This window comes from Agromyces mediolanus, from assembly GCF_023715325.1.
In the GTDB taxonomy this organism is placed as follows: domain Bacteria; phylum Actinomycetota; class Actinomycetes; order Actinomycetales; family Microbacteriaceae; genus Agromyces; species Agromyces mediolanus_A.
This window is the reverse complement of the sequence record NZ_JAMBNX010000007.1, coordinates 89,405-111,825: the sequence shown is the minus strand read 5'-3', so window position 1 is coordinate 111,825 and position 22,421 is coordinate 89,405. Positions and strand designations below refer to the sequence as shown.

Genomic DNA, 22,421 nt, shown 5'->3' with positions numbered 1-22,421 from the left:
CCGGCCCCGCCACGGCCCCGACCTTCCCGTCGCTTCAGCGGCTGCGGGGCCTCCGCCGCCGACGCGCTGCGGCGAGCGCGAGCGCACCGGTGCCGAGCAGGAGCACCCCCGCCGACATCGCGGGTGCGGTGAGGCCTGCGCCCGTCGCCGGGAGACCGCCGGCAGCGGGCGCCGGGCTCGGGCCGGGTGACGGGCTCGGCCCTGGTGACGGGCTCGGCTCGGGCGTCGGGGTCGGCGTCGGCGTCGGCGTCGGCGTCGCGGCGACGTAGAGCACGCGGACGACGTTGTCAGCGATCACCGGGGACGCTGCGGGGAAGCTCGCCGACCCGGGCCCGTATCCCGCGGGCTTTCGCGCGTCGACCCATCCCGCGCCGAGGTCGGCCGCGACCGTCTCCGCCGTCAGCGGTTCGATGTCGTCGGTGAGGAACGCCGTCCCGTCGGCCGCCGCCCCGATCTCATTGGCCGGGGCGATGCTGTCCTGGTAGTACTCCACCCGGTAGCTCGCCGGGATGTAGTCCACGTAGTGCCCGTCGTTCGTGCTCGCGTAGTCCACGAGGTGTTCCGGCTGCCCGTAGACGTACGGAGTGTTGTGGAAGTACTGCCCGACCGGGAGCGTGGAGAGCGCCGGGTCGTACGGCTGGTACTGGGTGTACACCGGGTCGTCCGTGCCGAGGAACTGGCGGATCGCGATGTTCCCGAGCGGCGCTGCGGCACCGCTCATGATGTCGGTGAAGGTGTTCTCGGTGATCGCCGGGTCGATAGCGGAGTAGTCGACCAGGATCGGGTACTCCGTCGCCCCGGAGAACTCGTTGCCCACGACCTTCACGTGGCCCCACCTCGGGTCGTACCAGCCCCAGGAGTTCGCGAGCGAGAACGGTGCGATGCCGTCGAAGCGATTGCCGGTCACGACGACGTTGCCGTCGAGGCCGGAGAACAACGACCCCGACAGATACGTGCCGGTGATGGTGTTGTCGGAGATCTCGGAGTCGGCCACCCCCGGGTTCACGACGATGGCCCGGTCAGCGCCGGTGGCCGGGTCGACCGGGTGGATCGTGTTGCCCGAGATCGTCAGGTTCGTGATGTAGATCGCGCCGGGCTGCGTGGGGTCCGCGATGTTCGTGATCGCGGTGACGATGCCCTGCCCCGAGTTCGCGCTCGGGTCGTCCCCGAAGAAGCCGGGCTGGATGTCGTTGTCGAGGATCTGGACGTTGTCGAGATACGAGGACGGGTCGACGGGATGGAACGGCGGGTCGTACGGCACCACGTAGATGCAGACCGACGCATCCTCCCCGGGCACCCCTGCGGGCTCGGGGTAGCCCTTGATCGTCAGGTTCTCGATGATGACGTCGCTCGATTCGACCCAGATGCCACGCGGGCCCGGCGCCGTGTACTCGGTCTGGATGACCGCGGCCTTGCTCGTTCCCGTCAGCGTCACCGGCTTGAGGATCCGGAAGCTCCCGACGTAGACGCCATCATCCACGTGGATCGTCTCGCCGCCGGTGGCGAGCGAGTTGTTCGCGTCGATCGCCGCGTTCACCGTGGTGAAACAGTTCGCGGCCGCAACGCCCGGCGGGCACACGCCCGCTTGGCTGACGTAGAAATCGGCGGGGTCGGCCGGATTCGGGAAGGCGGCCTCGGCAGCGACCGCGGGCGCGAGTGCACCCGCGACCACCCCGGCGAACATGGCGAGCAGCCCGACACCGACCCACCGCCTCGTGCGACGCCCATCCAATGACGTGATCATCTCGACTCCTCGCCGCCTATCGCGACGCCCCCCGGCGCGCGCCAAACTTTAGTCCTCTGTCTGCTCCGCGGAAAGGGCGAATTCTCGTCCCATCGGAAAAGGGGGGAGTTCCCAGTTTCATCTCCGCGGCCCTGGAGTACGCTACGGGGGTATGCGTCAGCAGGACCGGATGCGCCGACGCGCCACGCGATGAGGAGGTGACCATGGAGTTGAGTGCGATCCGCACCCTCGCCAGGCCTCGTCTCGACGGCGTCACCCGCACCCTCTTCGCAGTCCTCGGCATGGCGGCGATCCTCGCCGGCATCCTCGCGATGCACGCCGCCGGTGCCGGAGGCGAGCACGCGAACACCGCCGCCCCGATGTCGGCCGTCAGCGCGAACGCCACCCAGCAGAGTGCGCCCGAGACGGCAGCGGCGACCTCGCTGATCGGCGCGCACTGCGACGAAGCGTGCCTGCACGGCTTGATGGACTGCGCACTCATGGTGATGACGTGCGCCACGCTGCTGATCTTCGCCGCGCTCGCGCTCCTCGCCGACCGGCCGGCGATCTTCCGTCGACTCCTCGACGCCGGCGGCCGTGCCGTCGCCATCGTTCAGACCTTCCCGCTACACCTGCACCGCCCGAGTCTGGCCGTGCTCTCCATCAGTCGCACCTAGGCCGATCCTCGCGCCCGCCGACCCCGGGCGTGGCTTTGCCATGCCCGTCGGTCGACCTCGGAAACGACCCACCGAAGCCATCGTCGCCATGCAGACCGACGAGATCACCCGGATGCAGGAGCTCCTCGCGGGCCTCTGATCCCTCTTGACTGGGCGCGAATCCTCCCCCTGGGTATCGCGACTCAGAGGGCGGGGGCCCGCACGTGCCAAGTCCAGGCTCCCGCCCGCATCCCTCGACGCAAGGAACCCCCATGTGCACCCTCCCCGACGAAACGATCCCGCGTGGATAGCCGGCCCGTGCAGCCCACCACCCGCCGGGCGGCCCGCGAAGCCGAACGTCGCGGACGCAGATCGAATGCGACTCGCCAGCCCGGCCCCCGCCGGACCGGCTCCCACGCTCCGGCGACACCGACCACTCCGGCAGCACCGACCACTCCGGCAGCACCGACGCGTGCGCCCGGCCTCCGCCGTGCGGCGACGCCCGCCCGGCCGCTGCGGCGCCGCGCCACGGCGGCTGCCGCACTCGCCTCGGCGGCGCTCATGCTGATCAGCGTCTCCGTCCCCGCCCTCGCGGTCAATCCCGCCGACCCGCTCGCGTTCGCGAGCGACGACATGTTCCGTGACGGGCAGCGGCTGTCCATGGACGGCGATGTGATCAGCGCCCCGGCCGTCTCCTCCGAGAACTACACCACCGGATACGCCCAGACCTCCGGTTCCTACGCGCAGACGGCGTCGACGTTCGTGAACTTCTCCGGCCCGATCCAATGGCCGTTCCTCACCGGCGTGCCGATCAGCACCGACTTCGGCCCCCGGATCGCCCCGTGCGCGGGCTGCTCCACCTTCCACAAGGGCATCGACATGAACCCCGGCGACGGCTCGGCCATCCAGGCCGTCGCCGCCGGAACCGTCCGCGAGGTCTCCGCATCCGACAACGGCGGACTCGGCGTGTACGCGGTCATCGACCACATGATCGACGGGGAGCTGGTCTCCAGCGTCTACGCGCACATGCGGGAGGGCTCCCTCGCCCTCTCCGTCGGGCAGACCGTCGACGTGGGCGACCTCGTCGGCAACGTCGGCAACACCGGCCAGTCGACCGGCCCGCACCTGCACTTCGAGATCCTCCTCGGCGGGGACACCCCGACCGACCCGGTGGCGTGGCTCGAGGAACGAGTGGGACAGTGACCGCCCCCGATCGCCGGCGGCGCCGGTTCCTGCCAGCCCTCTCGATCATCGTCGCGGTCACGGTGCTCGGGAGCGTCGCGCCCGCGAGCGCGACCTCCGACTACCCGTCCTGGGCCGATGTCGAGAGCGCTCGGGCGTCCGAGTCGGCCAAGCAGGCGCAGATCGCCGAGCTGCAGTCACTGATCGCCGCGCTCACCGCCGAGGTGGCCGCTGCCGAGGAGCTCGCGACCACGCGGGGCGCCGAGTACGAGCAGGCGCAAGCCGCGGCCGACGAGGCCGGGTACCGCTCAGACCAGTTGGAAGATGCCGCCGCGGATGCGACGGCGAAAGCCGACGAGTCGGGGCGTCAGGCCGGGCAGATCGCCGCAATGCTCGCCCGAACCGGTGGGGGCGGGGACCTGTCGCTCTCCCTCTTCCTCGACGCCGACGGCGCGGACGGGCTGCTGTCCAAGCTCGCGTCGATGGACAAGCTCACGGAGCGCACGACGCAGATCTACATCCAGGCGGACGCCGATGCGAAGGACGTGGCGGCACTCACCGACCAGGCCAAGGTCGCCAAGCAGGCCCGGCTCGAGTTGGCCGCCGCTGCCGAGACCGCATTGCAGGCCGCGGTCGAAGCCCGCGATGCGGTGCGGACGAAGCTGCTGCAGCAGCAGGAGTCTCAGGCGACGATGCAAGCCCAGCTCGCCGTCCTGACCGACAACCGAGCAGCCACCGAAGCCGACTACGCGAAGGGCGAAGCCGCACGACGCGCCGCCGAGGAAGCCGCCCGCCGCAGTGGCGGCGGTGGCGGCGGCGGTGGCGGCCTGGACTCCGGGCAGCTGAGCGGGCAAGGCTGGGCGCTGCCCGTCTCTGGCTGGATCAGCGACCCGTTCGGGCCACGACCGAACCGGCCGGTCGCCGGCGTCGGCGCGTTCCACTACGGCACCGACCTCGCCGCCGGCTGCGGCCGCGGTGTCTACGCCGCGACCGGAGGCACGGTCGTCTACGCCGACTGGCTCGGCAGCTACGGGCTCTGGGTCCTCATCGACCACGGCAACGGCGTGCAGACCGGGTACGCCCACAACAGCGAGCTGTACGTGAGCCCGGGCCAGCAGGTGCCCGCCGGCGCGAACATCGCCGCGGTCGGCACCACCGGCGCGTCCACCGGCTGCCACCTGCACTTCGAAGTGCGCGTCGACGGCGCACGCATCGATCCCCAGCCGTTCATGAGCAACAGAGGAATCACCCTTGGCTAACCCCACCATCGCCCGCGTGCTGCCTGCCGCCGCCGTCCTCCTCGCCGGCGCGGTCGCCCTCTCGGGCTGCTCCGCCGGAGATCCCGGCGTCCCGTCCGCGGATCTCGGCCACGTGCACGGGCTCGGGGTGGACCCCTCGACCGGGGAGACCTACGCCGCCAGCCACAACGGGGTCTGGACCGTTCCCACGGCGCAGCTGCCGGACACCTACCCGGCCACGGAGCCGGACTCGTCCGGTGCCCCCCGCCGGATCGCCGACCGGGCGCAGGACACGATGGGGTTCGTCGTCGCCCGCCCCGGGCTTCTGCTCGGCTCCGGACACCCGGACCCGGCCGATCCGGGCCTGCCCGGGAACCTCGGCCTGATCTCCAGCACCGACCGCGCCAACACCTGGGACTCGGTCTCGCTCAGCGGTGAAGCCGACTTCCACGACCTCGACGTCGTGGAGCTGCCCGGCCAGCTCCGCGTCTACGGGTACCACGGCGGGATCGTGAAGGTCAGCGACGACAGCGGACAGACCTGGACGGACCGGGCCGGCATCGAAGCGCGCGACCTCGCCGCCGACCCCGGCAACCCCGACCGGCTGTACGCGACCACCGAGCAGGGGCTCATGGTGAGCGACGACGCCGGCGCCACGTTCTCCCGCGTCGACGGCGCGCCCCCGCTCTACCTCGTCACCGTCGCCTCCGACGGCACGGGCGTCATCGGCGTCGACACCGAAGGCATCATCTGGACCAGCGACGGGGCCAGCTGGTCCAAACGCGGCACCACCGTCGGCGTCCCCGAAGCCCTCGCCTTCGCCGGTGGCGACGGCGTGCACTGGCTCCTCCTCGCCGACGACCGCGGCGTCGTCGCCACCGACGACTTCGGCGAGACCGTCACCGTCCTCCTCGGCAAGAAGTGATGACCCTGTTCGCGACATCCAGCGCCCGAGCATCCTGGATGCCCTCATCGGAACCGTCCTGAAGGAGCAACCGTGATCTTCACCGCGATCCCCAGCCCCGACCTCACCGGCTTCGAGCTCGGCCCGTTCACCATCCGGTTCTACGCCCTGTTCATCCTCGCCGGCATCGTCATCGCCACCTGGCTCACCTCGCATCGCCTCACTCGGCGTGGTGCCGAACGCGGCGTCGTGCTCGACATCGTGCTGTGGGCGGTCCCGCTCGGCATCGTCGGCGGACGCCTCTACCACGTCGTCACCCATCCCACCGACTACTTCTACCCGGGTGCCGACCTGTGGAAGGTGCTCTACGTCTGGGAGGGCGGCCTGGCGATCTTCGGCGCGATCCTGCTCGGCAGCGTCGGAGCGTACATCGGGTGCCGCCGTGCCGGCATCCGATTCCTCTCGTTCGCGGACGCCCTCGCCCCAGGCATCCTGATCGCGCAGGCCATCGGCCGGCTCGGGAACTACTTCAACCAGGAGCTGTTCGGCACCCCGACCACCCTCCCCTGGGGTCTGCAGATCGACCCGTCGAGTCCCGCGTTCCCGCCCGGCCTCCCCGCCGACACCCTGTTCCATCCGCTGTTCCTGTACGAGATGCTGTGGAACCTCACCGGCGCCGCGGTCATCCTGCTCATCGAACGGCGGGTGCCGTTGCGATGGGGCAAAGCGCTCGGGGCCTACCTGATCATCTACGGCACCGGTCGGGCCTGGTTCGAGTCGTTCCGTCTCGACCCGACGGAACTCCTGGTGTTCGGGGTGAAGATCAACCTGCTGACCGCAGCCCTCGTCGCCGTCGCAGGTCTCGTGCTCGTCATCATGCAGACCCGCCGCCACCCGGAACCGGAAACCAGCCCCTACCTGCCCGGGCGTGAACCGGTCGCGGCGGCCCCTGCTGCCACACCGGCCTCGAGCCGCGCCCAGCAGTCCCCACCAGAACGGAGCGCCCCATGAAACGAACCGCAGGCAAGGACCTCGACGGGGCGGAGAAGTACCGTCGCCGCCGGCGCTATCTCCGCATCGGGCAAGGCATCATGGCGGTCGGCTTCGTCGTCGCCGCCGTGCACTGGCTCAGCCACCTCGAAGCCTTCGGCCCCGCACAGCCGGAAGGCTGGGTGGACCTCGTCGCCGGGTATCCGATGGGGATGCTGCTCGTCATCGCCGGCGCCATCGTCGCCAGCCGCAAACCGGCATGAACTCCACAGCCGGCTGCACCGGTCGGGGCGGGATGAGCGTCCGTGCGCACCTCGCCTGAGCTGAGCCCCGCGCCACCCGTCGCGGCGACCCGCCGGGACCTCCGCCGATGGTGGCCAGTGCCGGTGGCCGTGGCCGGCGGCCTCCTGAACGCGGCCGCGTTCCCCGGGCTCGGCTGGTGGCCGCTGATCCTGCTCGGCACCCCGCTGCTGCTGGGCGCGCTCACCGCCCGGCGACTCCCGGTCGCGCTGGCGTCCGCCGCAGCTGGAGCCGCGGCATTCTGGGGGACGCACACCTTCTGGTTGACGGTGTATCTCGGTGCTGCACCGTGGCTCGGGCTCGCCGGGCTGCAGACCCTGTTCAGCGCCGCCGCCGGCGTGCTCATCGCGATCACCTGGCGGGCGGCGGAAGTCGTCCTGCAGCGTGAGGCGGCCCGGCTGCTGGTCATCCCCGCCCTCGTCGCCGGGATCTGGGTCGCCCGGGAACTGGTCGCCGGGACCTGGCCGTACGGCGGGTTCGCGTGGGGCAAGCTCGCGTTCTCCCAATCCGAGAGCCCGCTCGGACAGCTCGTCGCGTGGGTCGGGGTGGGCGGGCTGAGCTTCCTCATCGCCGCCGTCAGCGCCCTGATCGTGCAGGTGGTGCGCGACCGGAGCCGGCTCCCGCGGCCGATGCTGCTGTCCCCCGTCGTGCTGCTGGCGGGGCTGCTGGCGGTCCCTCCGTTCCCGGTCGAGACGACCGGCACGCTCAGGGTCGGCGCGGTGCAGGGCAACTCCGAGGCGGGCCTGCTCGCGCAGAACCGGCCCGGCCGGATCCTGGAGGATCACCTGGAAGCGACTGCGCCGCTTCGAGGTGAGGACCTCGATCTGCTCGTGTGGCCGGAGAACGCCGCGGACCTGGATCCGCTCCGGGACCGGGCCGCCGCCCGGGTCCTCGACGAGCTCACCGCCGAGTTCGACGCCCCCATGCTGGTCGGGGCGATCACCGTCGACGGCGACCGCATGTACAACAGCGCGTTGCTCTGGGAGCCGGGCCGAGGAGCGACCGCCCAGTACGACAAGATGCACCCGGTCCCGTTCGCCGAGTACCTTCCCGATCGGGAGTTCTGGTATCCGCTCGCGCCGGATCTGTTCTCCATGATCCCTCGAGACTTCAGCATCGGCACCCGTCCGAACGTGCTCGACATCGAGGGGGTCCGCGCAGGCGTCGCCATCTGTTTCGACATCGTCGACGACGCGCTCATCCGCGAGATGGTCGAGGGCGGCGCCCAGCTGATCCTCGCGCCGACCAACAACGCCGACTTCGGCAGGACCGACCAGAGCGCCCAACAGCTCGCGATCGCCCGGCTCCGCGCCATCGAAGCCGGCCGGTCCGTCGTGAACGCGTCCACCGTCGGAGTGTCGGCGATGATCGACCCCTCCGGGGCCACCATCAGCCAGGTGGCCCCGTTCACCCCCGCCGCGATGGTGGGCGAGGTCCCCCTCAGCTCGACCATCACCCCGGCGATGTCGTTCGGCGCCTCGCTCGCGGCAGGACTGGCGGCGGTCGGGATCGCGGGCAGTGCGGCGTTGCTGCTTCGTGCGCGAGGGCGGGGTGGTCGCCTCCGTCGCCCCGGAGCGTGAGGATCGAGACCAGGTACGACGAAGGCCCCGGCATTCCTGCCGGGGCCTTCGTCTCATGGTGAGAAATTCACGAAACTCCTTGTGCCCTGTCATTCCGGGGCTGTTGCTGGGGCTTGAAGCTGGGGATCCTCCGCTAATGGACGGTGGATCCTCTCGTGAAACCATGTACGTGGTGAGTCACAGGAGCTGCGGTCTTCGACGTCGTGGAGTGCTTCTGCCGACTGATGATCGTTGCGATACGGCAATCGCGAGGACGCGATAGTTCGTGCGGTGTGGACCACCGCGCTTGCCATCCGGCACGATGGATCGGCAGGCGTGCTGGGGCAGTGATGGTCGCGGTAGTCGATATCATCTGGCCATGAGTAGGTGCACCGCCCCGATCCAGGGCCATCGAACGTCGAGCGCTGCGGCTGCCTGCCCCGCGTGTGGCAGCCGCGGATACGGCAGGTACTACTCGCCGCCCCCTTCGTACTATCGTCCGTCGGCAGTCGCCCCTCGGAGCAGCAGTGGAGGCGCCAGTTCAAACGGGGGCAGGACTCAGCCACGGTGGTCGCCAAGCGAGTCCTCCGTTACCTACACTCCGGCGGAGGTCCGGGCGCTAACGCCTGTCCGGCGGAAGGTTGAGATCCGTGCCAGGGAAGAGCCTGACCTGCGCGATGTGTTCCTCTGCCACGCGTGGGATGACCGGCGTGCAGCGGCGAAAGAGTTGCACGATCTACTCGTGGACCAGGGCGTGTCCGTCTGGTTCAGTGAGAAGGACATCGTTCTAGGTCAGCCATTCCTGCGGGAGATCGACCGGGGTCTGGCGAAGTCGCGGACCGGCTTGGTGCTCGTCACGCCGGCGCTGCTCAAGCGGGTCGACCAGCGAGGGATCTCGGACAAGGAGCTTTCGGAGCTTCTGGCTCGTGATCTGTTGATCCCGGTGATGCATGAGACAAGTTATGACGAGCTTCGGCGGGTCAGCCCGCTGCTTGGTTCTCGGAACGGTTTGGACACAGCGGAGGACTCGATGACAGACATCGCGATGAAGATCGCTGAGCTCGTCACTGTGGAGGAGGACCTGGCCGTCGCGGTCAGCTGATCCGCTGTGGCGTTCGTCTTGACGGGCTAGCTACGTCCAGAGGTGTTTGACGTCTTCCGGACGAATCGCGGTCCCCTCCAAGGCACCTTCCCATTGGTTGGGGGTGAGGCCGCTGACCCAGCCTCGAATGTCGTCGAAGGAGCGCGGGGCGTCGCGTCCTTCTTCTCGCCAGATGTCAGCAGCGCCTCGGGCGACATCGCGCGGTAGCCCTGCCATTCGCATCCAGGTGGCTTCCGGGGTGTTGACACCGTAGAACACCATGGTGGGGACGTAGCGTGCGGTTTCGTCCCTTGCGGGTTCTTTGCCTGCGAAAGCTACCTTCTCCAGGGCTCCGAGCCCCCAGCTCGCGTTCTGCGACAGCCTACCGAGTAGGTAGGTGACGAAAGACGCGTGGGTAGCGGCGGCATCCTTCCTCACCTTGGCGTGCTTTGCGACAAGTTCGGGCAGCGGCATGCCGTTCACCCAGTCGCGGAGGATGAGGGCGGCACGTCGCGGGTTGAAATCGCCTCGCTCTTCGTCGGGTGCCAGCCGGAGTTCAGGCATCTTGGACACGAGTTCGAGTCGTTGCGTGAGGGGGTCAAGACTTGATCCGAACAGCGCATGCGGTTCCCAGTTCTGAGGGTTTCGCATGTCGGGGTGCTCACGAAGCCCGCCCAGGAGCAGGTTGATCGCGGGCGTCGAGAATCCGGTGCCGTCGGCGAGTGAGACGAGTGAACCCTTGCCCTGCAAGGAGTCGAGGTAGCCACGGCACAGTTGCACGAGCTGCTGTGCCGCCTTCCGCGAGACGCGTTCGGTCTCCGCGAAGATCAGGCTGGATCGCAGGAGGTCTTCGATCTCATTGGCGGAACTCAATGCGCCGGATACACGCAGGGCATGCGCGAGGTACTGGAGGAACTCGGAAAGGCTCTCGACGTCAGAGCTTCGGTTCAACGCGCTGAGGAAGTCGGTTCCGATGCTGTCAGCGTGTTCAACGACGGCGGCGAGGCGGCTGGCGATGTCGGCGGCGTCGTCCTCGAAGAACGTCTGCCATTTGGCGCGTTGTTCGGCGGTGGTTACAGGGAAGCCGACGACCCCCATTCCGCTGAGCATGCCTCTTCCAGCGCGTCCCGCGATGTTCCAGAACTGGGCGTGAGTGATGTCACCGTCGCCCATCCGGAAAGACTCGATGATGACGTTCGTGAGGGGGAAGTTCGCCCCCTGGGCGAGGGTGGTCGTGCCGCAAACGACGTCTACATCGCCGTGCAGGACGAGTTCTTCGACAAGTCGTCGGGTATCGCCTGACATGCCTGCATGGTGATACGCGACACCGCGTCGGATGCACATCGCGAGCGGGCTGTCTTCACCGAGTTCGGTGACGACGTGGCGATGGACGGCTTCCGCACGCGGGCTGAGCGGGCGGTCCAGCCGCTCCTTCGCGATCTCCACGGCACGCTTGGTCGCTTTGGGTTTGCCGTTGCAGACCAGCAGGGTCGCGCCTCGACTCTCGAGTCGTTCGTGTGCGGCGGCGGCGATGTTCGCTAGCGATGCCGTTGGCATGGTGACTTGCCCGAGCTCGAGCACGCTATCCGATGGGAGATGGTAGTTGTCGGCGGCCTTGATGGGCGACAGGGTGAGGAAGCTGTCCTTTCGTCGGCCATCGTGGGGGTTTCTCTGCTTGCGGATGGCGAGCTCTCCGATGAGCTTCTTGTTCGGCTTCCAGTCGACGCGGATGCTGGAGCCTCGGTCGCCGCCCAGCCAGTCCGATAGGGACTTCGCGTTCGGCACGAACGGTGAAAGCAGGAGGAACCGAGCGGAGGGCTTGTCGCGGCGGATGGTCGCCAGGACGAGCTCTAGACGCGCGCCTCGGTTCGCTTCTCCGAGGTTGTGCGCTTCATCGACGACCACCATCGCGAGGTCCTCGATCACTGGGTGGGCGGTCCGCACGAGGAGGTCGAGCTTTTCAGGTGTGGTGACAAGCACGTGCGGGAGACTGTTCAGAAGCAGGTCTTCGGTCGGGTCGAGGTCAATGACCGGGATCGCTTGCTCAACCGAGTAACCGAGTGGTTTAAGGTCGCGTCGCAGCTCATCGGTGACCTGATTGACGAGTACTCGCGTCGGCACAATGTACGCGACGCGCCCCTTCTCGTTCAGTGAGAGCGTCTGCACTATGGAGAACTCGGCGAGCAGCGTCTTGCCGGCGCTGGTGGGCATCTGGACGACGACCGCCCGACGGTATGCGTCGAGCAGGTTCTTGTTCATCGCTTCGACTTGGCTGGGCCAGAGTTCGAGCATCGGGCTGGGGTTTTCGCGGTGTGCCAACGCTCCCGCCAAGCGTCCAACCTTAGACCCGAGAGTCTCAACTTGTGCCCAGATGGATCGCTCCACGAGCGGACGAAGACCGAGGTGGACCAGGTCGATGACCCGCGCCAACGTTCCGTCGTTGATTTCGGCAACGGCCCGAAGCGCCTGCGAGCGGTGGGTGTCCAGGCGCGTGACGGCCTGCTGGGTCGACCCTTGTCCGGTTTCGATGTACTTGCCTGCGGTCGTGGCCAGCTGAGCTAGGTGGTACCCAGCCACCAGCCGCATCACTCCGATACGCGGGTCTGCGCTGTCCTCACTCGCTTCTTCCGCGCCTGAGACTGGCGCCGTCTGCAATGGCTGGAGGAACGCCGGTTCGTGGTCTGCTTGACGGTCGCGGAGTGACTGGAGCAGCTCCAGCGCGAGCCCAACGTCGTTCCACCCACCGTGCTTTCGGGTGAGCAGGGCGAACGCAAGGACCGTATCGGAGATGACAGCTCGGGCCCAATCCGGGTCCTGAGATTGGATGAGGTCGGACGCTGGGGGCAGGAAGCGGATGAGCGCCTGCCTGGTCTCGGTTACCCGGTCAGCTGCAGTACCGGTCGCCGCGAGGTGCAGTACGACAGCGAGCTCTGCGGGCACGGCCCCATCCGCTAGCGGCGACAGGTCCTCGCCGAGCGCAAGCCGAATCCAGCAGGAGAACGCGTCTTCCAGCAGTTGCTTGCGGCGGGCGGGGTCGCGCTCGTCGAGAGCCTCGAGTTCGAGCATCTCAGCGCTGAGGACGAGGTCCTCAGCGTTCTCGCTCGCTGCCCCCTGCCCGAGCACGCTGACCAGTGTGGTGTCCCGCTCGGCGTCGGCCGCGACCGTGAACACGCCGGTGGCGTGGAGCATGCTGTCGAACTCAGACCGACGGTTCATGCTGCTTCCTGGCGTGCGAGGGCGAGGAACTCATCGACGAGCTCCTCGATGTCGCCGGTGTCGATGACCAGGATCGTGAAGTCGATGTGCCCGGATCGTAGTCGGACGGCGAAGCCCGGAACGACCCGAAGTCGGTGGGCTGATGGTTGCGGTCGCGGACCAGCATCGAGGTGCTGCGCAGCGTGACCTTGTCGGAACCCTGACGCCACAACATGCCGGCCGCGAACAGTTGCCGGGCAGTATCCCGATCCGCCGTGTGTCGGGCGGCGCCGAGGACCTTTTGGATCGACTCTGCAGACTCGGTGAGGTGTCCTCGATGCTGAACGCGAAGGCAGTCCTTCGAGCCGTCGACGACCGCGGGAGGTGAGTTCTTGTCGATAGAAACCTTCGCTTCGCCGAGCGAGAGGACGTAGGCGCGCTCCCCGTTGGTGAGATCCAGTTCGAGAACGCCGATCTGATCGATGCCGCGACCTGGGAGCTTCACCAGCTCACGGTCACGCACGGACCGGTACCCGTAGTTGTAGCCGTACTTCAGCTCTCCGATGAGCGCGAGCACGAGCTCGCCGATGTCAGAGCGTTCGACCGCCATGTGCTTCACCTTCGGCGATCCACTGTGGCGCGTAGGGACCTGTGTTGCGACGAGGGCAGCCTGGAGATCTTCGACATCGAATCCCTCAAGGCCGGTGAGGCCAAGGTCACCGATGGGAACACGAGAGGCGGTGCGCAGCTCTCGGTAGAGCTCGGCGAGTCCGGTCAGCCAATCGGCGTGATCCGGCGTGATCACCCTGAATCGGTGGACACCGTCGTCCCACTCGCCGACCGTCTTGAAGTACTCGCTGATCGCGGGCACGCGCACCTCCACCCCCCGGTTGCACGTCCTGCGTGCTTGAGGGCGAGTGTATCGGGCACGCCGGACGTGGTGGCGCGACCCACGTCCGGCGCGTCGAACCGTGTCTGTTTCCGCTAGTTTCATAGCGCTACTATTCTAGCGATGATGTCTGACATCCAGAAGGTTCGAGCCGGCGCTGCGCTTGGTGAATGTGTTCGCGGTGCACGGCGGGCCGCGGGGCTTCGCCAAGAGGATCTCGCCCGCAAGGCTGGGGTTGGGACGTCCACACTTCGCCTGATTGAGTCGGGGTCGGCAACGGGCACGAGCCTCTTCGCGATCTTCCGGCTACTCCAGGCCTGCGGCGTGCCGCTCGCTGCCTTGGAGGATGTGTACCGGTTGGCGGCGCCGCAGCCGGCGCGGGCGAAACCTCGGCCACGGGGTACTGCTGCTGGGGCTGTGGCGGGCGCGGCAGGTGGCCGACGGCAGCGCTGAGGTGGTGGACACGGTCGCTCCGATAGGCGACCTCGCAACGCTTCCGACTGAGGGGCGCCTGGCGGTGCGGCTACCCGAGCGTAACGCCGCGGTTCGCCACGGCGAGCTCGACGTACTGGCTCTCCACACTCAGCCCGCACTCGTTATCTGAATTCATACGCAGATATATGCATTTTGGGCCTGAGAACGCAAGCCTCCGGTTTGGACGAAGACGCCCGACCCGCGCGTATCCAGCGTCGAGACCAGGGCGGATCGCCGGCGCTCCGGTGATGAGGGACAATGGCTGCATGTCCGGTCGGTGGAGTCGCGTCGCCCGCGGCGTCGCCGTCGCCTTGGCCGCAAGCTACGTCGCGGTGTTCGCGCACGTGCTCGGAGGCGGGCCGGTGCCGTCCTGGCAGGGAATCCTAGCGACAGTAGTGCTCGGCGTCCCGATCTGCACCGCCCTGTCCGGGCGCCGGCTGCGGTGGCTCCAAACCGCCGCCGGGGTTGCCGCCAGCCAGTACCTGTTCCACGGGCTGTTCTCGGTCGCTCCGTCGCGCTTCGGCGATGAGCCCGCGGTCGGGCATGGTGCGCACGGCATGGTTCAGCTTCCGTTGGCCGCCGACCTCCCGGTGGACGGGATGGCGCTCTCGCATGCGGGCGCCGCGGTGCTCACGTTCGGCCTCTTGCAGCTTGCCGAAGCAGTCGCCGACTGGCTCAGCCGCGTCGCGACGCGCATCCACGAGCGGGTCGTAGCGTCGATTCGCCTCATCGCGGTCGCCCCGGTTTCGCGGCCAGTCCGCACACTCCTGAGCTGGCTTGAGCGTCCGGCACTCACCGCTCGAACGGTCCTCACCGCGCCACGACGTGGGCCACCGGTGGCCGCGTAGCCCGTTGCTTTCCTGAACGCGTCGCCCGACGCGTCCGTCCTGCGCGCCTGACGCGCCCACGGACTCTTCACGCTCACCCTCTCCATCAAGGAGCCCCGTTTGCCTGCACGTTCACGTGTGCGCGGGGCGGTTCTCACCGCGATAGCAGCGGCGGCATTCATCGCCGTCGCGCCTGCGGCGCCCGCCATCGCCCACGAATCCATTCAAAGCACCAGCCCCGCCGAAGGCGCTGTCGTCGATGTCTCACCGAAGGAGGTCGTGCTCGAATTCACCGATGAGGTCCTCCCGCTTGGGGCGATCATCATCGTCGACGACGCCGACGGCACTGACTGGGTCGACGGCGACGTCGTCGTCGATGCGAACACCGTCACGGCCGCGCTCGAGGACGGGATGCCCGACGGCGTCTACAGCGTCCGCTGGCGGGCCATCTCCGGCGACGGCCACCCCATCAGTGACATCTTCCAGATCGGCATCGGCGCAGACACGGTCATCCCGACCACCGCGCCGAGCGCGCCGGCGAGTGCCGACCCATCCAGTGCGGCCGGAGACGAGGAGAAGCCGGCGCCGTCCACGGACACCGGGTCCGAGACTTGGCTCCGGGTCGGCCTGGTCGCCGCGTTCGGCGCGGCCCTCGCGCTGGGCCTTGTCATCGTCGGGATCACGCTCGGCCGCCGCCGCCCCCGTTCCGACAACTCCGACAACTCCGACAACTCCGACAACTCCGACCAGTCCGACGGCTCCGAGCCGTCGGACTCACCCACCACTTCGAAGGACTGACATGAACCTCACCCGCCGCACCACCACCATCGCCGGCATCGCGATTCTCGCGCTTGCCCTCACCGGCTGCGCCGCCGCCGGAACCCCGGAGGCCACGGAGCCGAGCCCGGCGACCGCCGCCGAGTCGCTCACGGTGACGGACGCATGGGTCAAGGCGACCGATACCGACATGACCGGCGGTTTCGGGCTGCTCGAGAACACCGGCGACGCCCCGATCACCATTGAACGGGCCAGCGCGGACTTCGCCGGCATGATCGAACTGCATGAGACCGTCCAGAACGAGGGCGGCGAGATGGTGATGCAGCCGAAGAAGGGCGGCTTCGTCATCGAGCCCGGCGACACGCTCGCCCTCGAGCCGGGTGCCGACCACCTGATGATCATGGGACTGAGCGAACCGCTGGTGTCAGGCACCGACCTCACTGTCTCGCTGGAGTTCTCCGACGGGAGCACGTCCACGTTCTCGACCGTGGTGAAGGACTACTCCGGCGCGAACGAGAAGTACACCCCGGAGACCGAGATGGACATGGGCGATGCGCCGAAGTAGCCAGACCCAACCGGGCGGGTTGAGCCGCCGCCAACTACTCCTCGGCGGAGCGGTTGCCGGCGCCGGCGCCGTCAGCGCGGTGGCCGCGGATCAGGTCCTCAACCCCGCGCCCGCGAAGGATGCGGTCGCCGACGTGTTGAACGGCACCGGGGTGGTGCCGTTCCACGGTGCACATCAGGCCGGGATCGATACGGCGCCTGCCGCACACGCAACACTCGTCGCCCTCGATTTGCGCGACGGCGTCGACCGGTCCCAGCTCGCGTCCATGATGCGGTTGCTGTCTGATGATGCGGCCCGGATGGCCCAAGGGGTGAACCCGCTCGCCGACACCGAGCCCGAGCTGAGCTTCGTCCCAGCGAACCTCACCATCACTTTCGGGTTCGGGGCGGAGTTCGTCCGCCGTGCGGGGGCGGACCCGGCGGCCCACGCCTGGGTGCGCCCGCTGCCCGCGTTCAAAGTGGACCAGCTCGACCCGGCCTGGAACGACGGCGACTTGCTGTTGCAGGTCTGCTCGGATGATCCGCTGACGGTTGCGCACACCCTGCGGATGCTGCTGAAAGACGCCCGCCGGTTCGCGACGATCCGGTGGACGCAGCGGGGGTTCCGGCGGGCGTACGGTTCAGAACCGACCGGGACGACGATGCGGAACCTGTTCGGGCAAGTCGACGGCACCACAAACCCCGCGCTCGGCAGCCCGGAGCTCGCTGACGTCGTCTGGGTGAAGGATGCCAGCTGGCTTGCTGGCGGCACCGGGATGGTCGTTCGACGCATCCGGATGGATGTCGACAAGTGGGACCGGCTGGACCGGCCCGGGCGGGAGTTGGCCGTCGGCCGGCGCCTGAGCAACGGCGCGCCGCTGACCGGGACCGCGGAGCGCGACACCCCGGACTGGGAGGCCACAACAGCCATCGGATTCCCAGAGATTCCGGAGTTCTCCCACATGCGCCGCGCACGCCCGGAAACGGCGGACGAGGTGATCTTCCGCCGTTCGTACAATTACGACGACACCCCGGACGACCCGGAAGCGATCTCGAACACCGGGCTCGTGTTCATCTCTTTCCAGGCAGACGTCGACCGACAGTTCGTCCCGATCCAGACCCGGTTGGATGAGCTGGACCTGCTGAACGAGTGGACCACCCCCATCGGATCCGCGGTCTTCGCGATCCCGCCGGGCTGCGAGCAGGGCGGCTACGTCGGCGAGACCCTGCTCGCCTGACCTACGGCCCGGGCTATCGGGTTCCGCACCCTCATCTCATGGGTGCGGAACTCATGGGTGCGGAACCCGATGGCGTGCACGGCCTGCGCGGCCTCCATCGACGTCACGATTGGGGCCTAGGGCGCGCTCAACCCGTTTGGCTATTGGTCTGAGAGGCGGGGGACGAGTCACATCGACTGGGCGACTTCGCGGACCGGCTCCGGCCGGTTCCGCGAATGACGCGTCAAGACCCGCGGAAACAGGGACGAGCTAGCCCCTGACAGTGTCGAGATTAGTCAGTGAATGCTGTATGGTCATTGCGTGCTGACTATTGCGTCTCGACTTGATGTGCTCAACCGGCTTGGCCGGGCGATGGCCGATCCCACCCGGTCGCGGATCCTGCTTTCGCTGCTGGATGAACCCGGCTACCCGGCGGAGCTGGCCCGGCAGTTGGAGCTCACTCGCACGAACGTGTCGAACCATCTAGCCTGCCTTCGCGGCTGCGGGCTGGTAGTCGCCACGCCTGAGGGGCGACAGACGCGGTACGAGATCGCTGACCCTCATCTGACCCGAGCGATTGGCGAGCTCGTGAAGACTGTGCTCGCCGTCGACGATGGTGAGCCCTGCACGGACGAGTACTGCGACGTACCCCTCTGCTGCGGCCCGGGGGCTGAGGAGCTCACCGCCGGGACAGGCGTGACGGCATGAGCGAGGAGTGCTGCGGCCCAGACGTGCCGCGCGAGCCCAAGATCCGCCGACTTGAGCTGAGGGCCCGGCCCGTCGAAACTGACGCGTGCTGCCCGCCCGAGCCGGCCGAGACCAGCCGCCCGTCCCTCGCGCTACGAGCCCCCGTCGATGACGGGGACGCATGCTGCGGCCCAGGCCCCGCCTCCCAGCGGGAGGCGCCTGAGGCCACCGAACACGAAGTGCGCCCACCCTGGTGGCGCGACGTGGCGCTGCTTCCCTCAGCGATCTCCGGCATCACGCTCGCCATGGGATACACGCTCGAGTGGTCCGGGCTCGGTGTTCCCGCGCTGGTGTTCCAGTGGGTCGCGCTCATCGCCGGCGCCTACACGTTCGTTCCTGGAGCTGTTCGCCGTCTCGTGCGTGGCCGGCTCGGAGTTGGCCTGCTCATGACCATTGCCGCGGTCGGTGCCGTCGCGCTCGGTCATGTCGGAGAGGCCGCGGCGCTGGCGTTCCTGTTCTCGCTCGCCGAAGCGCTCGAGGACCGGGCCATGGATCGCGCGAAGGAAGGACTGCGCGCGCTCCTCTCGTTGATTCCCGACACGGTCCGGGTCTCGCGGCTAAGCGGAGACGTCACCATCCCCGCTGCCGACGTCCGTGAACTCGACCTCCTGGTCGTCGGTGCAGGCGAGCGGGTCGGCACGGACGGTGTCGTGGTGGATGGGCGCTCAAGCGTCGATACCTCGGCTGTCACCGGTGAGTCGATCCCTGTCGCTGTAGGACCTGGTGACGCGGTGCCCGCAGGGTCGATCAACGGCTCCGGCACTCTGCGGATCGAAGCCACCGCGGACGGCCGCGACAACTCGTTGACCCAGATCGTCGCCCTCGTCGAACAGGCTCATGCCCGGAAGGGTGAGCGAGCTCGTCTCGCGGACCGCATCGCCCGCCCGCTCGTCCCCATCGTGCTCATCGTCGCGGCCCTCGTCGCGGTGTTCGGTTTCGTGGTCGGCGACCCGTCGACGTGGCTCGAACGGGCGTTGGTGGTCCTCGTCGCCGCATCACCGTGCGCGCTTGCCATCGCCGTGCCGGTGACCGTCATCAGCGCTATCGGCTCGGCCTCAAAGCTCGGTGTCATCATCAAGTCCGGTGAAGCGTTCGAGCAGCTCGGCACCATCCGCCAGATCGCCCTGGACAAGACCGGCACGCTCACCCGCAACGAACCTCGGGTCGTCGACGTCCGCAGCAGCCCGGATGTCGGACGTGAGCGGGTACTCGAGCTCGCGGCCGCTGTCGAGGTCGGTAGCACGCATCCGCTCGCTGCTGCCATCCTCGCCGCGGCACCCGCCCGCCCGGCCGCCACCGGCGTCGTTGAAGACGCCGGGCACGGCCTAACCGGCCTGGTCGACGGTGCTGAGGTCCGCGTCGGCAACACCCGCTGGCTCAGCCCTGGCGTCCTCGCGGGCGACGCCGAGACCCTCGCAGCAGAGGGGATGACGGTTGTCGTAGTCCAGGTGGACGGGGAAGTCGTTGGCCTCATCGGCATCCGGGACGAACTCCGACCCGAAGCTGCCGAGACTGTGCGGATGCTGACCGATCAGGGCATCCGCCCCGTCATGCTCACCGGCGACAACACCCGAACCGCTCAGGCGTTGGCCGCGCAAGCCGGCATCACCGAGGTCCGCGCTGAACAGCTGCCGGCCGACAAGGCGACCGCGGTCACCCAGATGCTCACCGATGCGCCCACCGCGATGGTCGGTGACGGCATCAACGACGCCCCGGCGCTTGCAACAGCTACGGTCGGCATCGCGATGGGCGTCACCGGTTCCGCGGCGGCGGTTGAATCGGCTGACGTCGCGTTCACCGGGCAGGACCTGAGGCTGCTGCCGATGGCGTTCGCTCACGCCCGCCGTGGTCGACGCATCATGACGTGGAACATCGGCCTCGCCCTCGCGATCATCATCGGGCTCTTCCCGCTCGCCCTGTTCGGGGTACTCGGGTTGGCTGGTGTCGTCTTGGTGCACGAGATCGCGGAAGTCGTCGTCATCCTGAACGGCGTCCGCGCGGCTCGGCGGCCGGCACGGGCGAAGACGGCCGAGCTTCTTTCGGGAACTCCTGAACCCGCTCGGGTCTGAGCTGGCCACCGCGAACGAGGTCAGTTCCTCCCAGCATCCGTCTGTTATCTTGGCCGGGACCTCCCCGACAAATGAGGAACTGTGAACGCATCAACCCGATTGCTGACGCGGCTGCGTCACGCTCTCATCGCGTTGGTGATCGTTTTCGGCGCCAGTCTTGCGCTGCTGTTCTGTCACACGGCGGAGGCGGCCGAGCCGACGTCTGGGCAGGCTGCTCTCGCGCAGGTCTCCATCCCAACCATCGAGGTCGGTGACGCCGCGGCTGCCGAAACGCGAGTCGCTCCCGGCGAACGTTCGGCCCCGGACGTCTTGGCGCTCTGCGTCGGTCTGGCCTGCCTCGTCGCGTTGTTCGTAGTTGCGCTGGTCACGCGTGCACTCCCGCAGCTCGCGCTCCTCCTCCCAAGCTCCGAGCGTATGACGCTGCGTCCAGTTGGCCGTCGTCGCCCCATCCCCCTCGCGCTGAACCAGATCTGCATCAGCCGAACGTAGGCCGTACTCCGAATCGGCCTGCCGTCGCCAGGTGAGTTGCGACGGATAGGGCGCCACGTGCCATCCCATCGCCGAGGCACCCCCTCGCGAACTCCCTCCCCGCGATACACCGCGCGAGCTTGCAGTCTCGCGTCCATTCGGAGACCACATGCGTTTCATGTCGCGACGACCCGCTTCGTCGCAGTCCGCTGTCCATCCCGTTGCGCCGGCCTGGCGCAGAGCGGTAGCCGCCGCGATCACTACACTCGCCGCCACGAGCCTCGCCCTCGCAGGCTGCTCGGCCGCGTCGTCAACGTCCGGAGACTCCGCCGGCACGACATACGAGTCCGGCGATTTCAGGGTCGTGGAGATCCCGCCGGACAAGCGCGGCGAACCGGTGTCGTTCGAATCGACCACGGAGCGAGGTGCGCCCGTTTCCAGCACCGACTACCGGGATCGGGTGTACGTCGTGAACTTCTGGTACGCGGCGTGCGGGCCATGCATCGTCGAAGCGCCCTTCCTCGAAGAGGTGTGGCAGGAGTATCAGAACGACGACGTCGGCTTCCTCGGCGTCAACATCTACGACCAGCCGGCGACCGCGATCTCCTTCGCGGAGGAGAACGGCGTCACCTATCCCAGCGTCATCGACGTGAACGACGGCACCGTCAAACTCGCATTCGCCGCGGTGACTCCGATCCAAGCGACACCGACCACCCTGGTGATGGACCGCAGTGGACGCGTCGCAGCGCGGGTGATCGGGCAGCTGCAGTCGGCATCCATCCTCGCCTCACTTGTCGACACCGTCCTCGCGGAGAGCTGATGAACCCGTCGTTGCTGATCTTCGATGGGGCACTCTGGCTCGCCGCCCTCGTCGCATTGCTTGCCGGGCTGCTGTCGTTCGTCTCACCGTGTGTGCTCCCCCTCGTGCCCGGCTACTTCGGGTACCTCGGGAGCTCCCTCGGGGTCCGCGCCGACACTCGCCCGGACAGCAAATCGGGGCGGGAGCGGAACCGACTCCTGCTGGGTGTGTTGCTCTTCATCGGCGGGTTCACCCTGGTGTTCATCGCGGTCACCGTCGTCGGCGGAGTCCTCGGCCGCTTCTTCCTCGAGTACTCGAACGTCATCACCCGGTTCCTCGGCGTGATCGTGATCCTGCTGGGTCTGGCGTTTATCGGCGCGTTCCGCCCCATGCAGCGAGTGTTCCGGTGGCGGGCACCGGAACGCGTGGGCCTGATCGGGGCGCCGCTTCTCGGTATCGCCCTGGGCGTCGGGTGGACTCCGTGCATCGGCCCGACGCTCGCTGCGATCATGTCCGTCTCCTGGAACCTCGGCGACCCCGTTCGCGCTGGCCTGCTGGGCTTGGCGTACTCACTCGGTCTCGGCATCCCGTTCATACTGCTCGCCCTCGGCCTCGGATGGGCGAGCCGGTCCCTCGGCTTCCTTCGCCGGCACATCCGGGTCATCAACGTCGCCGGAGGGATCCTACTCATGCTCCTCGGTGCGCTCATGGTCAGCGGCGCTTGGACGGCACTGATGTCCTCCCTCCAGGGGGTGATGCTCCGTGTCACGCTCCCCCTCTGAA

21 protein-coding genes are annotated in these 22,421 nt (G+C 68.2%); 17 read left to right on the top strand and 4 right to left on the bottom strand.

Going from position 1 to position 22,421, the window contains the following annotated elements; all coding sequences use genetic code 11:
- Positions 1-34: 34 nt before the first annotated feature.
- Positions 35-1,744, bottom strand: a complete 1,710-nt coding sequence (locus M3147_RS13400) for a right-handed parallel beta-helix repeat-containing protein (protein WP_251203966.1) — start codon at positions 1,742-1,744, stop codon at positions 35-37.
- Positions 1,745-1,947: 203 nt separating this feature from the next.
- On the opposite strand from M3147_RS13400, the gene M3147_RS13395 reads away from it, so the two are divergent.
- The 8 genes from M3147_RS13395 (at position 1,948) to M3147_RS13360 (ending at position 9,654) form a co-directional block, all read left to right on the top strand.
- On the top strand, positions 1,948-2,400 hold the full coding sequence (locus M3147_RS13395; protein WP_251203965.1) for a hypothetical protein: 453 nt from the start codon (positions 1,948-1,950) through the stop codon (positions 2,398-2,400).
- Between the two features lie 540 nt (positions 2,401-2,940).
- Positions 2,941-3,582 (top strand): M23 family metallopeptidase, encoded by a 642-nt coding sequence (locus M3147_RS13390; protein ID WP_251203964.1) that lies wholly within the window; start codon positions 2,941-2,943, stop codon positions 3,580-3,582.
- Positions 3,579-4,820: a M23 family metallopeptidase gene (locus M3147_RS13385; RefSeq protein ID WP_251203963.1), complete on the top strand. Its 1,242-nt coding sequence runs from the start codon at positions 3,579-3,581 to the stop codon at positions 4,818-4,820. The genes M3147_RS13390 and M3147_RS13385 overlap by 4 nt, the downstream gene beginning before the upstream one ends.
- Positions 4,813-5,724 carry a F510_1955 family glycosylhydrolase gene (locus tag M3147_RS13380; RefSeq protein ID WP_251203962.1) on the top strand — a complete coding sequence of 304 codons (912 nt, stop codon included), beginning with the start codon at positions 4,813-4,815 and terminating at the stop codon, positions 5,722-5,724. The genes M3147_RS13385 and M3147_RS13380 overlap by 8 nt, the downstream gene beginning before the upstream one ends.
- A 72-nt stretch (positions 5,725-5,796) precedes the next feature.
- On the top strand, positions 5,797-6,714 hold the full coding sequence (gene lgt / locus M3147_RS13375; protein ID WP_251203961.1) for a prolipoprotein diacylglyceryl transferase: 918 nt from the start codon (positions 5,797-5,799) through the stop codon (positions 6,712-6,714).
- Complete coding sequence (locus tag M3147_RS13370) at positions 6,711-6,956, top strand: hypothetical protein (protein WP_251203960.1); 246 nt, start codon at positions 6,711-6,713, stop codon at positions 6,954-6,956. The genes lgt and M3147_RS13370 overlap by 4 nt, the downstream gene beginning before the upstream one ends.
- 42 nt (positions 6,957-6,998) lie before the next feature.
- Complete coding sequence (lnt, locus tag M3147_RS13365; RefSeq protein WP_251203959.1) at positions 6,999-8,573, top strand: apolipoprotein N-acyltransferase; 1,575 nt, start codon at positions 6,999-7,001, stop codon at positions 8,571-8,573.
- Positions 8,574-8,874: 301 nt separating this feature from the next.
- Entirely contained in the window at positions 8,875-9,654 is a 780-nt protein-coding gene (locus M3147_RS13360) for a toll/interleukin-1 receptor domain-containing protein (protein ID WP_308201070.1), read from the top strand.
- A 30-nt stretch (positions 9,655-9,684) separates the two neighbouring features.
- Here M3147_RS13360 and M3147_RS13355 read toward each other — a convergent pair whose 3' ends face one another.
- Together M3147_RS13355 and M3147_RS13350 are read right to left on the bottom strand one after the other, a co-directional pair.
- Positions 9,685-12,849 (bottom strand): DEAD/DEAH box helicase, encoded by a 3,165-nt coding sequence (locus M3147_RS13355; protein WP_251203957.1) that lies wholly within the window; start codon positions 12,847-12,849, stop codon positions 9,685-9,687.
- Positions 12,833-13,699: a hypothetical protein gene (locus tag M3147_RS13350; RefSeq protein ID WP_251203956.1), complete on the bottom strand. Its 867-nt coding sequence runs from the start codon at positions 13,697-13,699 to the stop codon at positions 12,833-12,835. The genes M3147_RS13355 and M3147_RS13350 overlap by 17 nt, the downstream gene beginning before the upstream one ends.
- Positions 13,700-13,840: 141 nt before the next feature.
- Between M3147_RS13350 and M3147_RS19645 the strand changes: the two genes are divergently transcribed.
- From M3147_RS19645 to M3147_RS13320, 7 genes are all read left to right on the top strand, one after another.
- Positions 13,841-14,170, top strand: coding sequence for a helix-turn-helix domain-containing protein (locus M3147_RS19645; RefSeq protein ID WP_368859831.1), 330 nt, complete (start codon positions 13,841-13,843; stop codon positions 14,168-14,170).
- A gap of 287 nt (positions 14,171-14,457) precedes the next feature.
- Entirely contained in the window at positions 14,458-15,039 is a 582-nt protein-coding gene (locus tag M3147_RS13345; RefSeq protein ID WP_251203955.1) for a hypothetical protein, read from the top strand.
- A gap of 117 nt (positions 15,040-15,156) precedes the next feature.
- Positions 15,157-15,816 carry a copper resistance CopC family protein gene (locus tag M3147_RS13340; RefSeq protein ID WP_251204086.1) on the top strand — a complete coding sequence of 220 codons (660 nt, stop codon included), beginning with the start codon at positions 15,157-15,159 and terminating at the stop codon, positions 15,814-15,816.
- Between the two features lies 1 nt (position 15,817).
- Positions 15,818-16,360, top strand: coding sequence for a copper chaperone PCu(A)C (locus M3147_RS13335; protein ID WP_251203954.1), 543 nt, complete (start codon positions 15,818-15,820; stop codon positions 16,358-16,360).
- Complete coding sequence (locus tag M3147_RS13330; RefSeq protein WP_251203953.1) at positions 16,347-17,576, top strand: Dyp-type peroxidase; 1,230 nt, start codon at positions 16,347-16,349, stop codon at positions 17,574-17,576. Before M3147_RS13335 ends, M3147_RS13330 begins: the two co-directional genes overlap by 14 nt.
- Positions 17,577-17,876: 300 nt before the next feature.
- On the top strand, positions 17,877-18,263 hold the full coding sequence (gene cmtR, locus M3147_RS13325) for a Cd(II)/Pb(II)-sensing metalloregulatory transcriptional regulator CmtR (protein ID WP_308201069.1): 387 nt from the start codon (positions 17,877-17,879) through the stop codon (positions 18,261-18,263).
- On the top strand, positions 18,260-20,371 hold the full coding sequence (locus M3147_RS13320) for a heavy metal translocating P-type ATPase (RefSeq protein WP_285873853.1): 2,112 nt from the start codon (positions 18,260-18,262) through the stop codon (positions 20,369-20,371). The genes cmtR and M3147_RS13320 overlap by 4 nt, the downstream gene beginning before the upstream one ends.
- 90 nt (positions 20,372-20,461) lie before the next feature.
- Here the strand turns inward: M3147_RS13320 and M3147_RS13315 are convergent, their stop codons facing one another.
- Positions 20,462-20,917, bottom strand: a complete 456-nt coding sequence (locus M3147_RS13315; RefSeq protein ID WP_251203952.1) for a hypothetical protein — start codon at positions 20,915-20,917, stop codon at positions 20,462-20,464.
- Between the two features lie 286 nt (positions 20,918-21,203).
- Between M3147_RS13315 and M3147_RS13310 the strand changes: the two genes are divergently transcribed.
- The gene (locus M3147_RS13310) at positions 21,204-21,659 is read left to right on the top strand and encodes a TlpA family protein disulfide reductase (protein ID WP_251203951.1); all 456 of its coding nucleotides are present in this window, start codon (positions 21,204-21,206) and stop codon (positions 21,657-21,659) included.
- Entirely contained in the window at positions 21,659-22,420 is a 762-nt protein-coding gene (locus M3147_RS13305) for a cytochrome c biogenesis CcdA family protein (protein WP_251203950.1), read from the top strand. The genes M3147_RS13310 and M3147_RS13305 overlap by 1 nt, the downstream gene beginning before the upstream one ends.
- The last annotated feature ends 1 nt before the right edge of the window (position 22,421 follow it).